Origin of the sequence: Bacillus gaemokensis (genome assembly GCF_001590835.1) — a bacterium.
GTDB lineage: Bacteria > Bacillota > Bacilli > Bacillales > Bacillaceae_G > Bacillus_A > Bacillus_A gaemokensis.
The window spans coordinates 224,622-238,426 of the sequence record NZ_LTAQ01000001.1 but is presented as its reverse complement, the minus strand read 5'-3'; the positions used below and the strand labels follow the sequence as shown (position 1 = coordinate 238,426).

Below are 13,805 nucleotides of genomic sequence, written 5' to 3'. Positions count from 1 at the left end.
GTATACAGAATTTGTTTTGCAACGTACTGTAATTTCGTAAATTTCTGATTACTGTTCATGCGATACAAGAATATAAGCATATAAAAGGAGAAGATGGAGAAGATTATGTTCGGGCAACGACAAAGTATGATTGTTTATTTGCATTCATTGAAACATGCCAAGATTTTAAGGAAATATGGTAACATTCATTACATATCAAAGCGATTTAAATATGCAGTTGTATATTGTGATATGGAACAAATAGAGCATATGATGCAAAAGTTAAATAAACTTCCTTTTGTAAAAAAAATCGATCGGTCGTATCGCCCATTCCTCAAAACGGAATTTGAAAATTCACGTCCGGATCGTGCGAAAGAATACGACTATAGTTAAGTTGAAAAGAACCCTCCACCAATTTTGGTGGAGGGTTCTTTTCGTAAATGTAACTGCTATTAAGCCTCATCAAGCAGGCTTTTATGAGCAATTTATTCTACATACAAATCCTTTGTTTCCGCTTGAGAAAGTGCCTGCAAGTAATAGGATAAATAGCATGTTAGATGTAATGTAGCCTATTGCATGGGAGGGATAAAATGATTCATTCGCAAAATACCGATAAGATGATTAAAATATAAATCTTTTTCTGGGAAAGTTGTAGATGGTTTTACAACAAAAGAAGTAACTCTCTTTCCGATTTGTGCAGCAGTTTCTTCGAATAAGAGAATTCGTTTGCTTTTTTTATCTTCTAGTATAGGAATTCCTTCGCAACATATGTATAGCGGTTGGAAGTCACCGATAATTGTTGGTTTCAGAACAACAACAAGTGAGCATACTTTTTTTTTGTTTTTTAAGGTTTCAAATTGTAACATGTGTGCTACGCGGTCTTTATTTGTTTTGGCAATTTCAAGTAATTCATATAAATCGGAGTAGCCTTCTCCTAGTTCAATAAAACGTTGAATCATATCATTTCCTCCTCTTTCTTTTACTGTATCATTTCATTTTTTAAATGAAAAGCAGACAAATAAAAAAAACCCTGCAAAGCAGGGCCCTTCTTATACTAGTATGTACTAGTAAGAAGGCAAAGGGAGAGGAGAAACCGGAGGAAGAACTTATGGGGAAACGTAAGTCTTCTCCGCGGTTGGCAACAACATCGAAGGTGATGTTGTTATATTTATTTATGTCCAATCTGAATGAAGATATACATAATGAATTTGAAATTTATCGTTTGCTTTTTATTTTTCTTTCTTATATTTTATGATAGGATAAAAAAGATAAAGTGAAACTTCTGTTAATGAAGGGACTCTTATCTGAGAATAGCGGGATACATATATGTGGGACTAACGGAAAGTTATCATATGATATGTGATGATTTTTTATAGAAATACACTGGTTTTTATGTGAATAGGTAACAGATTTTGTTAGGTAGTAAGAGGAAAATTGAGTTATCTCTTGATAGAGAAAAAATCCTTGAAAAGCAAAGGGGATTTGATAGCGGTTACCTAGAATGGGATGAGTTTGTAATAATCGCTCGATAGATTGAAATGAAGGTAGTGACAACAAATGAGAGTAGTTTCTGGAAAATGTAAAGGGCATCCACTTAAAGCCGTGCCTGGTAATAAAACACGTCCGACGACGGATAAAGTAAAAGAAGCCATCTTCAATATGATAGGTCCTTATTATGAAGGTGGAATCGCCCTCGATTTATTTGGAGGTAGTGGAGGACTTGGAATTGAAGCGATTAGCAGAGGGATTGAGAAAGTTATTTTTGTTGATCGTGATAACAAAGCCGTGAAGGTCATTCACCAAAATCTAGAAAGTTGTAAAGTGCATGATCAAGCTGAAGTGTATAGAAATGATGCAGAGCGCGCTGTGAAGGCGCTAATTAAACGTGAAGTATCATTTGATCTTATACTCATTGATCCTCCATATAAAGATCAAAAAATCATTTCTCTAATTAGTATAATGGACCAACATGACTTACTGAAAGAAGATGGCTTGATTATGGCGGAACATGGTGATGATGTAGTCTTACCTAGTACAATAGGAAGACTTGTAAAGGTAAGGGCAGAAAATTACGGTATTACCGCAATTTCGATTTATAAGTATGAAGGTGAGGGGACCAAATGACAAGTATAGCAATTTCTTCAGGAAGTTTTGATCCGATAACTCTTGGACATTTGGATATTATTAAAAGGGGCGCAAAGGTATTTGATGAAGTATATGTTGTGGTGTTAAATAATTCATCTAAGACACCTTTCTTTTCGGTGGCAGAGCGTTTGGAGTTGATTAGAGAAGCGACAAAAGATATTCCGAATGTAAAAGTTGATTCGCACAGTGGATTGTTGGTTGAATATGCAAAAATGCGTAATGCTAACGCAATTTTACGTGGCTTACGTGCCGTTTCTGATTTTGAATATGAGATGCAAATCACATCGATGAATCGTAAGTTAGATGATAATATTGAGACCTTCTTTATTATGACAAATAATCAATATTCATTTTTAAGTTCGAGCATCGTAAAAGAAGTAGCTCGTTATGGTGGAAATGTAGCGGGGTTAGTTCCTCCTACTGTAGAGCGAGCTTTAAAAGAAAAGTTTCAAACCCCGTTAAAATGAACGGGGTTTTTCTTTGTTGATCGTGCGTAAGAATAATAAAATAACATATAGATATAAACAAAATAGTGTAAAAGTGGGCCCGTAGTGGAGTAAAAGATTCCAGGTCTTTGACAAAACAGAAGAATGGTTTGATAAAAAAACGGGAATATCTTGTTGACTAGGTGAAAAAGAATGTAATTTTTCATAAAGTGGCCCCCAAAATATAAAAGTGTAAATAGGGGCAAGAATACTTTGAATGATTCGGGCGAAGAAGTATGGTTTAAAACGGATGTCAGTTTCTGCTAATATGCTCGCCACTTGAGCTTGAATGGAAAAGCCACTAAAAGCAAGAATAAAGCTGGTTATCATCGCTTGTTCAAGTATGGATGTTTCACTGGTTTGACTAATCATTTGACTGCCTAGTGTCATTTCAAAAAGTCCTGATAAAATAGGAATACTAAAATGGGTTGACAGTTGGAAGAAAGATAAAATATGTTGCATAATAAAAGAAAGTGCTGCGGTGAGTTGGAAGACGGTAATCATTTTATTTAAAACGGAGAATAAAATAATAAATCCACCAATCATAAGTAAAGTTTGAATAGAGGAAATAATAGCATCGCCAAGTATTTTCCCAAGTGGCCTTTTTTCTTGTAAACGTGTTTCGTGGAGAATAGAAAAAGCGTGTTGTAAGGAACGTTTTGTAGTGGGTTGTTTTTCTTTTATGTAAGTGCTGTCATTGCCGTAAAATCGCATAAGTAAACCGACAGTAAAGTTGCTGATATAATGTGCAGCAGCTAGTATAAAACCTAATTTTGGATTATTAAAAAAACCAATAGAAACAGCTCCGAAAATAAATAATGGATTAGAAGAGTTTGTAAACGATACAAGTCGTTCGGCTTCAATTTGTGTTAGTTGGTTACTTTGTCGAAGTCTAGCGCTTAGTTTGGCACCTGCGGGGAACCCGGAAGCCATTCCCATTGCCCAAACAAAGCCGCCGATACCGGGTACGCGAAAGAGTGGGCGCATAAGAGGTTCTAATATAACACCGATAAACTTTACGACACCTATACTAATTAAAAGCTCCGCAACGATAAAAAAAGGTAGTAACGAAGGAAAGACAACTTCCCACCATATATTTAATCCGCGAATAGAAGATTGCAAAGCGGCTTGGGGGTGAAGTACGAGAGAAAGTGTGAGAAATATCATCGTTATGGTAAAAAAAGCTGTTTTCCATTTTTCGTACATTTTACCAAATCCCCCTTTGTCCCAAAAAACGTTCATTTCAGTATACGTGGATACATGTCAGATTTAGACCATAAGTATGAAAAGTGAGCGAAAAAAAATTGAGGGTGAGAGAAATGAAAGAACCGAAAATAGGCTTAGCTCTTGGATCCGGAGGCGCGAAAGGTTTTGCACATGTTGGAGTGATTAAAGTATTGCGAGAAGCAAACATTCCTATCCATATGATTGCAGGAAGTAGTATGGGAGCCTTAATTGGGACGTTTTATGCAGCGAGTTGCAATGTTGAGAGACTTTACCGAATGGCGGCTTTATTTAAAAGAAAGTATTATTTGGATTTTACTGTACCGAAAATGGGATTTATTTCTGGAAAACGTGTTAAAGATATGATTAAAATGTTTACATACAATAAAAATTTAGAAGAGTTAGATATCCCAACGGCGGTTGTGGCCACTGACATTTTAAAGGGGGAAAAAGTTGTATTTACAAGTGGCTCTGTTGCGGATGCGGTGAGAGCAAGTATTTCTGTTCCGGGTGTATTTGTGCCAGAAAAAATAGAGGGGCGTTTACTGGTGGATGGAGGGGTGATTGATCGTATTCCTGTATCTGTTGTCAAAGACCTGGGTGCTGATATTGTAATTGCTGTAGATGTATCTCCTATTAAGGTGAATGGAGAAGTGACATCGATTTATGATGTGATTATGCAAAGTATTGAAATTATGCAACATGAACTTGTTGTGAATCGGCAAATTGCATCGGATTTAATGATGCGTCCAGCGGTAGAACAGTTTAGTTCTCGAGCCTTTACGAACATTGAAGATATTATTCGTGTAGGAGAAGAAGAAGCAAAAAAACATATTCAAGATATTTACTTATTAATCGAGCAGTGGAAGGAGAAAAACAATGTTTAAGCGTTTTCGATTTATATATGCAATCATAATTGGGGTAATATTGGCGATGTTACTTGTGTATGTTCGTCTGCCGTACTATATAACAAAACCTGGAATGGCGGCGAAATTAACGCCGTATGTACAAGTTGATGGTGGAAAGAAAGAATCGGGGGATTTTATGTTGGTAACTGTTTCGATGGGTCCTGCAAATGTTGTCAATTTAATAGCAGCGCAATTTAATAAATATAATCATATTTCGAAAGCAGAAGAAATATTGCAAAAAGGAGAGAGTGATGAGGAATATCAATTTCGTCAAGAGTATGCAATGAAAGATTCTCAAAATGCAGCTATTTATAATGCATATAAGCGTGCAAATCGTTTGGTCTCCTTTCAAAATAAAGGCGTTTTAGTCGCTGGAGTTTCAGAAGGAATGCCTTCTGAAGGGAAATTAAAGTTAGGCGATATCATTGTCGCTGTTGATGGACAGTCATTTGAGATGAGTGATCAATTTGTTGCATATATGAAAGGGAAAAAAGAAGGAGACATAGTAAATGTAGAGTATGTTCGAGGTGGGAAACGTCTTACAGAAAAATTAATGTTAAAACCGATTCCTAATGGCAAGGGACGTGTAGGAATAGGGGTTTCTATTTTAACAGAAAGGGAATTAGTAGCAGATCCAAAAGTGAAGATTGATTCGCATGAAATTGGTGGCCCATCAGCGGGATTAATGTTTACACTAGAAATTTATAATCAACTTGTGAAAGAGGATTTAACAAAAGGTCATGAGATTGCGGGGACAGGAACAATCAATGAAAAAGGTGAAATTGGTCCGATTGGTGGGATTCAGCAAAAAGTTGTAGCTGCAAATGATGCGGGAGCAGAAATATTCTTCGCACCAAATGAAAAAGGGGCATCAAAATCAAATTATAAAGATGCACTTGAAGCAGCAAAAGATATTGAAACAAAGATGAAAATTATACCAGTGGATACATTAGATGATGCGTTAACATATTTAGAGAAAATGTCATGAAAAAACCTCTCGTTTCAGAGAGGTTTTTTCATGAAAAGAATTCTCCGTTACAGATAGGAAACGGGATTAAATGTAGGTTAGTTTTATAAAAAAATTCCGTTTGTTTCATCGTAGCGAATTGGGTGTTGTGTCATATCTTTTTGTATACATTTCATGCGCAAAGGCTCTTGCAGTATAGAGAAATAAACAGCGTTTGCTTTTCGTTCTATATCTAGTACTGGATGTTGAAATGTCTTCGTATGAGTAAGGAGTGGAAGTTCTATTTTCTTTTTATTTTGCGAAATATAAGCTTGCCCTTTTTGGGACATACCAAGCAGGCGGATATATGGAGAGTGCTTTTCTATATTTGCTCGTGCTAGTTCTTCTTTTGTTGTATTTGTTAAAATATGTGTACATGCTCGTTGTAATCTAGTCCATGTATAACGTTTTGTTTTTAATGCTTCCATGAAAGTAAGAAATGACGAAGTTGTATGTATTTTGGATAAAATTCGATGCTCCAATCCTTCTTCCACTTCATATATATGTTGTAGCTCCTGAGAAGACATTGTCATGAGTTTATATTTAAAAAAGGGGAAATACTCCTCCCAGCTATGCAACGTGTTATGTGCGTGTTTATAGCGTTCTAAAAGAGATGCAGTATGTTTTGGCACATATGGATAAATCGTCGTGAAAGAATTGTCTGTACGAAATAATTGCTTCCGAATGCTGGTTGCGCTTGCGATGCGATCATCTTGAAAAGTTTCATCATGATAATGAGATGCAAATCTTTGTATGGTATGTGCATGGATTAAACTTTCTTGTGAAAGAATTGCTTCAATGTAATGTAAACCTAATATATTGTTTGGCTGGGACATATCAACAGCATTGGCGTTTGTTTGGATATGCGAAAAAGCTTCAGAAGTGGACTTTGCATAGCTGTTTCCAGCATCCATAAATTGCTGTACAAGGCGATTGAAAGTATCTTTTTCCTTTTGTTGCAAAGAGATGGTGTTATAGAAGTTCTGAACTTTTCCGTCTTCACTACCAAAGCAAATTTCAGAGACGCCAAGGGCATTTAAGATAGAGATGGATCCGTTTGCAAATGTTTCAGCTTTTTGCGTCGCGAACGCGTAGGGTAGTTCTACGACGAGATCAATTCCACCAGCTAATGCCATCTTTGTACGATGCCATTTTGATACAATGGCTGGCTCGCCACGTTGTAGAAAAGGACCGCTCATTACGGCGATTGTAACGTCAGACTGTGTTAACTTTTTTGTTTGTTGCACATGATAAGAATGACCGTTATGAAAAGGGTTATATTCAACGATGATACCACTTGCCTTTATAATAATCTCTCCTTTCGATGTAGCATCTTTTCTAAAAACATGATAATCTATATATTATTTCCTATAATGACTTCATTATAGTGTAAAGAAAAAACATTGACAAATATAAAATGGCTAGCTATAATTTTGTTTGTTGCCTTGAGGTGATATGATATGAAATGGTCCATCCATCAATTAAACAAATTGAGAAATAAAGGATTGACATTGGATGAGATGGTAGATGTAAATGAGCTAAAAGAAGTCGAGAAAGAAATTCGCGAAGTTAATCCTGTTCACGTAACAGGTAGAGTTGATTTTGGCTCCAGTAAGTTTACGTTTCATCTACATATAACTGGAAGCATGGTATTACCATGTTCTCGATCTTTAGTAGATGTAACATTACCATTTGACATTAAAACAACTGAGGTGTTCCAAACTTCAGAAGAAGAGTATGAAACGGAAGCAGAAATCCATTACTTAGACGGAGAAGTACTTGACTTACTCCCGATAATCAAGGAAAATATACTTTTGGAGATTCCAATGCAAATTTTCAGTGATGATGTTTCCGGTGGAGCACCGACGCAAGGTCAAGACTGGCAAGTGATTTCGGAAGAAAACAAAGAAAAGCCTGTTGATCCAAGGTTAGCAGGACTTGCGAAGTTTTTTGACAAATAATCGGAAGACTGGTTAAGGCCTTCATATGAAAATAACTATTTCTTTTAAGGAGGTGGGAAGAATGGCTGTACCTTTTAGAAGAACTTCTAAAACAGTAAAAAGAAAGCGTCGTACGCATTTCAAATTATCAGTACCTGGTATGGTAGAGTGCCCAAGCTGTGGTGAAGCGAAATTAGCTCACCGTGTATGTAAAGCATGCGGTACTTACAAAGGTAAAGAAGTAATCAGCAAGTAATTGCAGGAAATAAACGTAGAAGAATATCTTCTGCGTTTATTTTTTTTGTTTTATTCTTTTCATGTTGGTATTCTATCTCTTCTAGTAACTGCATATGTTTAATAAAAAATGCATAAGGAGGACTAGAGGGATGGCAACAACAAGACAAGATGCATGGACTAATGATGAAGATTTGCTTCTGGCTGAAGTAGTACTCCGGCATATTCGTGAAGGTGGAACGCAACTGTCTGCCTTTAAAGAGGTAGGAAGAAATTTATCCCGTACACCAGCAGCGTGTGGTTTTAGGTGGAATTCTTACGTTAGAAAGCAGTATAAAGAACGTATTGAAGAGGCAAAACAAATTCGTAAGATAGAAAATTATGAAGTGAAACAATCAAAAGCGATAGAGGTTCCCCTAGTTTCTATTACAGTGGATGATGTGATTAACTTTTTACAAAAATATAAAAACGAAGAAGAACCAAAAGAATTACAACGAAAAATTGAAGTGTTGCAAAAAGAAAAAGAAAGTCTTCTTCAACGTTTATCTATATATGAGGAAGAATACCGAACGTTACTTGATTACATTGATCGAAAAAGAAATGTTATGGTGCTAGAAGCAAAAGGGAAAGATTCAGTTCATGGGCATGAAACATTAGAAAAGTTGAAAAAATAAAAACAGCTGGATAACAGCTGTTTTTATTTTTATCCTGCTATTTACGGGTGATAAGCCTCCGTCTTAAAACTTGATAGGAGAATAACTGCCAGTAAAAGCTCGATTAGTGAGGGGGAACTATCAGTAGGGGATGAAGAAAACCTTACTGATAAAAGTTTTGTTTTATGCAGATTCTTCATTTGTAACCGCATTCAAATTAACTTCTGGATACCAAATGTAAAAATCACCATCCGTGGTCGATATTTGTTGGAAGTTTAATTTATCCCAAAATGCAGCAGATTGGATGCGAGCTGTTGTCTTAATAGGAAATTGTAGTTGTTTCGTAAAATCAACAAGCATTTGACCAAAACCTTGTTTTTGAAAATTTGGCAATACTTCAAGTTTAGAAAGTTCTACGTAAGATCCAGTAAATTCAAGACTAGCCTCACCGTGTCTTCTCATATACAAGCTCATCCGTGCGATAAGAGAGCCTCCGTAATAAATTCCGTAAAATGGAGATTCACTATCGTTCTCGATGATATTTGCTTGTAATTCTTCGAACATGGAAAGCTCTTGGGCGCCACAGCCTTTAAATTTTTTAAATTCATCTAATGTTTTATAATTGATGAGCAAACGCTCAACTTTTGGGAATGTCATTTTATCACATCCTCTTCTTGTCTTATAAAATAAAGAAAAGTATAAATATTTTCAATAATATTATAACTCATTTTTTCATTTTTATGAAGAAAATAGAATATTTCTTTCAGTATTTTTTTGAGGGATTTGCTAAACTAGAGAATGAACTGTATTCGTAATCGGTATATACATTGTTGATAAGAATTTTCCTTTACTGAAATATAAATAAGATATATTTGATGCTAAGACAATAGATATAGAGAGGGGGAGTCAGGAGACTTTTAATTGATAAAGAGGCATTTTGGCCTGTTCATTAGTTGAAGGGATCTTGTATGAATTAAGATGAGGATTGGAATTATTGGCCCGGGGGCGATTGGTCTTCTTTATGCATTTTATTTAAAAAAGAATGGGCAAGATGTTACATTGTTTGCTAGAACGGTAGAACAAGCTGAAAAATTAGTGGAAACGGGGGTCGTATGCATACGTAATGGAAATTTGGAACGGGTGTTTCCTGATGTAAAGCCGATAGAAACAATTTTAGATGAGAGGTTAGATTATACATTTGTAGCTGTAAAACAATATCACTTAAAGTATGTAATGCCTTTTATCGCTGGTCAACAACGACTTATTTTTTTGCAAAATGGGATGTCTCATCTTCAAATATTGCAAGGACTTCCATGTGAAAATATAGCAATAGGTATCGTAGAACATGGGGCGAAAAAGGAGAATGAACATATAATACATCATACAGGAGTTGGAATTACAAAGTTTGGATTAGTACGTGGTGATAATGATCGATATCGATCATTATTGAATTGTTTTTCTTCTTCATTGTTCCCATTAGAGGTAAAGAAGGATTGGAAACAAACGATGTATAACAAACTTGTGGTAAATGTATGTATTAATCCGTTAACAGCCCTATTTAATATACAAAATGGCGAGTTGTTATCGAACCCTTTCTTTTATAAAACGATGGAACAGGTATTTCAAGAGGTTGTATTTCTTATAGGTGATGAATTGAAAGAAGAACTATGGGAAATGGTTTGCCATGTGTGTCAAAAAACGTCAAGTAACATATCATCTATGCTAGCTGATGTGAGAGAGAACCGAAAAACGGAAATTGATGCGATTGTTGGTTATGTGATAGAAGAAGCAAGGACGCAACAAAAGCAAGTTCCTACGCTACAATTTTTGTATAATGCTATAAAGGGATTAGAAACATAAGAGATATTCTTTGCTTTTGCACTGAACATTGACTACAATGTGGATTGGTGAGAGAACAGGATATGAAAGGAAGAATTATATGGAGATAAAAGAGATCTCTGTTCCACTACAAGGTGTTGTGGCGGACTATATGAATGGTAAAAAAGAGATACAGGCATGCTTCGACTATCTGTTAACAGAAGATGGATTTAGACAGCGTCTGCATGATCTAAGTGATAGAAAGTTTTTCCGTCAAGATTTGGTGGCGCATTTATTAGAATATAATACACAATTATATGCGGGAGAACGTACACTTCGGAATATAGAGGCGCTTACAAGTGAAAATACATATGTTGTTGTCGGGGGACAACAAGCGGGGTTATTGACAGGGCCATTGTATACTGTGCATAAGATCATTTCGATTTTACAACTTGCAAAAGAAAAAGAAGAGAGCCTAGGAGTCCGTGTTGTCCCTGTATTTTGGATTGCTGGTGAAGATCATGATATTGATGAAATTAATCATACTTTTGTAACGAAAAATAAAAAAATAAAAAAGACGATTTTTCATGATCGTCATCCGAAGAAGGCGAGTGCTTCTGAATCTGATCTTTCAATTGAAGACTGTAGAAAGTGGATTGAGGAGATTTTTAAAACATATCCAGAGACAAAATTCACGAAGGATGTATTGCGATTTGTTGAAGATGCATTGCAGAAGTCTCGTACATATGTAGATTTCTTTGCGCAACTTGTTATGAAATTATTTGTAGATTCTGGCTTGATTCTCGTAGATTCTCATCATCCTGCATTAAGGAAATTAGAAGTTTCCTTCTTTAAACAAATGATAAGCGAATATAAAGAAGTGCAAAAAGGTCTTCGTAATCAACAGTTGTTCATGAGGGAACAAGGATATAAAACGATTATTGAAACAAAATCAAATGCAGTACATGTCTTTATGCAACTGGATGAAGAACGTGTGCTGTTAGAAGAGGAAAACGGGAGATTTATTGGAAAAGAAGGTGCTTATTCATTTTCGTATGAGGAATTGATAGCGGAAATGGAAAGGAGTCCAGAAAGATTTAGCAATAATGTGGTAACAAGACCGCTTATGCAAGAATTTGTTTTTCCAACATTGGCATTTATTGGAGGTCCTGGTGAAATAGCTTATTGGAGTGAATTGCAGCAAGTATTTCATGTGTTGGGCTTACGAATGCCACCGGTCGTCCCTCGTCTGACAATTAGTTATTTAGAGCGTGATATTGCAACGGATTTATATGATTTACAATTACAAGAAAGTGATCTATTTGTAAAAAATATAGATGAACTACGTGAAAAGTGGCTTTCTGATCAAATGGCAGAACCGATTGACGAGCAATTTACAGAAGCGACAAAGGGAATAATAGAGATTCATGAAAATTTACAACGTTTTGTGAAAAGGATAGATCCTGGATTGCAACAATTTGCTGGGAAAAATGAACAAAAAATCAAAGAGCAAATTGAATTGTTAGAAAGAATGTTGAAGCGAAATGTTGAGAAAAAGCATGAAGTTGAACTAAACAAATTTCGTCGTTTGCAATTTGCGCTTCGCCCATTAGCTGCGCCGCAAGAACGCGTGTGGAGTATATGTTACTATTTAAATCAGTATGGGTTAGATTTTGTTGAACGAGTGACGCAGCAGTCGTATTCTTGGAATGGAAAGCATCATATTATCAAACTATAAAATCTTGCTCTTAGGAGCAGGATTTTATTTTTGTTTTGTGGAATTACCTCTAAAAGATTTTTGAATTATAAAACAAATTGGTTGTGAATCGATATTGCTGGGGAAAAAACATGTATATGACAAAATAGAACAAAATGTAAACGTATTATTATGTTTTTCGACATGTTTTTATTTAAATTCCCGCAAAAGATGATAAAATTTAGTATATAATAAAATGAGACTGCGATTTGTGGATATTAGATTTCCACTCATGGTAAGTTGAATGAATCGCGTTTTAACAGCGTTTATTTCTCCAAGGTTTGTTAGGAAGGAGAAAGAGAGGCATTCAACATAATTATTTTGCAAAAAGTAGGTGCAACAATGTTTAAACACGTAACAGTTCTTTTGAAAGAAACGGTAGATGGTTTGGATATAAAACCAGGTGGTACATATGTAGACTGTACGCTGGGGGGAGGAGGACATAGTTCTTACTTATTATCTCAGCTAACAGAAGGAGGAAAATTAATTGCATTTGATCAAGATGAAATTGCGATTCAAAATGCAAAAGAAAGATTTTCTTCTTATGGTGATCAATTTATAACGGTAAAGAGTAATTTTCGCTACTTATCAGAAAAACTACATGAATTAGGAATAACAGAAGTAGATGGGATTTTATTCGATTTAGGTGTTTCATCCCCGCAACTAGATACACCAGAACGTGGCTTTAGTTATCATCATGATGCACCATTAGATATGCGAATGGATCAAGATGCCCCATTAACGGCATATGATGTTGTAAACAGCTGGTCATATGAACAACTTGTAAGAATCTTTTTTCAATATGGTGAAGAGAAGTTTTCTAAGCAAATTGCAAGGAAGATTGAAGCGTATCGTGAGAATAAGGCGATTGAAACAACCGGCGAGTTAGTAGAATTAATTAAAGAAGGAATTCCTGCTCCGGCTCGTAGAACGGGCGGACACCCTGCTAAACGAGTATTCCAAGCAATTCGAATTGCTGTAAACGACGAGTTGAAAGTATTTGAAGAGGCACTGGAAGCAGCGATTGAAATGGTCAAGCCGGGCGGAAGAATTAGTGTTATTACGTTCCACTCGTTAGAAGACCGTATATGTAAAACAACATTTAAAAGAAACAGTACAACACCACAACTTCCTCCAGGGTTACCAATTATTCCAGATGAGTTTAAGCCGAAACTAAAGCTCATTACAAGAAAGCCGATTTTACCTTCTGATATAGAGTTAGAAGAGAATAATCGGGCGCGTTCTTCGAAACTACGAATCGCCGAAAAACGATAAAAAGGAGAGAGAGGTATGACAAATTTAGCTGTAAAGTATAAACAACAACAAGTACAGGAACAAGTAGAATCTCAAGCCCCGCAGCAGGCAATACAACCAAAGGTGAAAACAAAAATCACAAGAATTGAAAAATTGTTGTATGTCGCTTTTATTGGCTTTTTATTATATTCCTGTGTCGCTTTTATTGGAAATAAAGCGGGACTATATCAAGTTAATGCGGAAGCAGCAAATATAGAGAGTGAAATTGTTAAACAGCAAAAATCAAATCAAGAGTTACAAGCTGAAGTTGAAAAGTTAAGTCGTTATGAGCGTATCGCAGAAATCGCAAAAAAACACGGGCTAGAAATTAATGCGAATAATGTGAAAGGTTTACATTAATACA

General features: G+C 35.7%; 17 protein-coding genes. 13 read left to right on the top strand and 4 right to left on the bottom strand.

The window, feature by feature from the left end:
* The first annotated feature begins 105 nt into the window (after positions 1-105).
* Positions 106-372 carry a YlbG family protein gene (locus AZF08_RS01175; RefSeq protein WP_033672877.1) on the top strand — a complete coding sequence of 89 codons (267 nt, stop codon included), beginning with the start codon at positions 106-108 and terminating at the stop codon, positions 370-372.
* A 176-nt stretch (positions 373-548) separates the two neighbouring features.
* On the opposite strand, the gene AZF08_RS01170 is transcribed toward AZF08_RS01175, so the two are convergent.
* Positions 549-938, bottom strand: coding sequence for a DUF7147 family protein (locus AZF08_RS01170; protein ID WP_033672211.1), 390 nt, complete (start codon positions 936-938; stop codon positions 549-551).
* Between the two features lie 149 nt (positions 939-1,087).
* On the opposite strand from AZF08_RS01170, the gene AZF08_RS30645 reads away from it, so the two are divergent.
* From AZF08_RS30645 to coaD, 3 genes are all read left to right on the top strand, one after another.
* Positions 1,088-1,234: a hypothetical protein gene (locus AZF08_RS30645; protein ID WP_167332910.1), complete on the top strand. Its 147-nt coding sequence runs from the start codon at positions 1,088-1,090 to the stop codon at positions 1,232-1,234.
* A gap of 302 nt (positions 1,235-1,536) precedes the next feature.
* Positions 1,537-2,103, top strand: a complete 567-nt coding sequence (gene rsmD, locus AZF08_RS01165) for a 16S rRNA (guanine(966)-N(2))-methyltransferase RsmD (protein WP_033672210.1) — start codon at positions 1,537-1,539, stop codon at positions 2,101-2,103.
* Positions 2,100-2,591 (top strand): pantetheine-phosphate adenylyltransferase, encoded by a 492-nt coding sequence (gene coaD / locus AZF08_RS01160; RefSeq protein WP_033672209.1) that lies wholly within the window; start codon positions 2,100-2,102, stop codon positions 2,589-2,591. Before rsmD ends, coaD begins: the two co-directional genes overlap by 4 nt.
* Here coaD and ylbJ read toward each other — a convergent pair.
* Positions 2,583-3,815, bottom strand: coding sequence for a sporulation integral membrane protein YlbJ (ylbJ, locus tag AZF08_RS01155; protein ID WP_033672208.1), 1,233 nt, complete (start codon positions 3,813-3,815; stop codon positions 2,583-2,585). The genes coaD and ylbJ overlap by 9 nt on opposite strands.
* 113 nt (positions 3,816-3,928) lie before the next feature.
* On the opposite strand from ylbJ, the gene AZF08_RS01150 reads away from it, so the two are divergent.
* Both AZF08_RS01150 and AZF08_RS01145 read left to right on the top strand, forming a co-directional pair.
* Positions 3,929-4,720 carry a patatin-like phospholipase family protein gene (locus AZF08_RS01150; protein ID WP_033672207.1) on the top strand — a complete coding sequence of 264 codons (792 nt, stop codon included), beginning with the start codon at positions 3,929-3,931 and terminating at the stop codon, positions 4,718-4,720.
* Entirely contained in the window at positions 4,713-5,729 is a 1,017-nt protein-coding gene (locus tag AZF08_RS01145) for a SepM family pheromone-processing serine protease (RefSeq protein WP_033672206.1), read from the top strand. The genes AZF08_RS01150 and AZF08_RS01145 overlap by 8 nt, the downstream gene beginning before the upstream one ends.
* An 83-nt stretch (positions 5,730-5,812) precedes the next feature.
* On the opposite strand, the gene AZF08_RS01140 is transcribed toward AZF08_RS01145, so the two are convergent.
* Positions 5,813-7,054: a nucleotidyltransferase gene (locus AZF08_RS01140; protein ID WP_082245963.1), complete on the bottom strand. Its 1,242-nt coding sequence runs from the start codon at positions 7,052-7,054 to the stop codon at positions 5,813-5,815.
* 153 nt (positions 7,055-7,207) lie between these two features.
* Here AZF08_RS01140 and AZF08_RS01135 point away from each other — a divergent pair, with 153 nt between their 5' ends.
* The 3 genes from AZF08_RS01135 to AZF08_RS01125 all read left to right on the top strand — a co-directional run bounded on the left by AZF08_RS01135 (position 7,208) and on the right by AZF08_RS01125 (position 8,595).
* The gene (locus AZF08_RS01135) at positions 7,208-7,708 is read left to right on the top strand and encodes a YceD family protein (RefSeq protein WP_033672202.1); all 501 of its coding nucleotides are present in this window, start codon (positions 7,208-7,210) and stop codon (positions 7,706-7,708) included.
* 61 nt (positions 7,709-7,769) lie between these two features.
* Positions 7,770-7,943, top strand: a complete 174-nt coding sequence (rpmF, locus tag AZF08_RS01130; protein ID WP_001984764.1) for a 50S ribosomal protein L32 — start codon at positions 7,770-7,772, stop codon at positions 7,941-7,943.
* 130 nt (positions 7,944-8,073) lie between these two features.
* Positions 8,074-8,595: an RsfA family transcriptional regulator gene (locus AZF08_RS01125; RefSeq protein WP_033672200.1), complete on the top strand. Its 522-nt coding sequence runs from the start codon at positions 8,074-8,076 to the stop codon at positions 8,593-8,595.
* 162 nt (positions 8,596-8,757) lie between these two features.
* Here the strand turns inward: AZF08_RS01125 and AZF08_RS01120 are convergent, their stop codons facing one another.
* Positions 8,758-9,231 (bottom strand): N-acetyltransferase, encoded by a 474-nt coding sequence (locus AZF08_RS01120; RefSeq protein ID WP_033672198.1) that lies wholly within the window; start codon positions 9,229-9,231, stop codon positions 8,758-8,760.
* A gap of 315 nt (positions 9,232-9,546) precedes the next feature.
* Here AZF08_RS01120 and panE point away from each other — a divergent pair, with 315 nt between their 5' ends.
* From panE to ftsL, 4 genes are all read left to right on the top strand, one after another.
* A complete protein-coding gene (panE, locus tag AZF08_RS01115; protein WP_033672196.1) occupies positions 9,547-10,434 on the top strand; it encodes a 2-dehydropantoate 2-reductase in 888 nt (295 codons plus the stop codon).
* A 79-nt stretch (positions 10,435-10,513) separates the two neighbouring features.
* Positions 10,514-12,130 (top strand): bacillithiol biosynthesis cysteine-adding enzyme BshC, encoded by a 1,617-nt coding sequence (gene bshC, locus AZF08_RS01110; RefSeq protein ID WP_033672194.1) that lies wholly within the window; start codon positions 10,514-10,516, stop codon positions 12,128-12,130.
* A gap of 360 nt (positions 12,131-12,490) precedes the next feature.
* On the top strand, positions 12,491-13,423 hold the full coding sequence (rsmH, locus tag AZF08_RS01105; RefSeq protein WP_033672876.1) for a 16S rRNA (cytosine(1402)-N(4))-methyltransferase RsmH: 933 nt from the start codon (positions 12,491-12,493) through the stop codon (positions 13,421-13,423).
* Between the two features lie 15 nt (positions 13,424-13,438).
* Positions 13,439-13,801, top strand: coding sequence for a cell division protein FtsL (gene ftsL, locus AZF08_RS01100; protein ID WP_033672192.1), 363 nt, complete (start codon positions 13,439-13,441; stop codon positions 13,799-13,801).
* Positions 13,802-13,805: the final 4 nt, after the last annotated feature.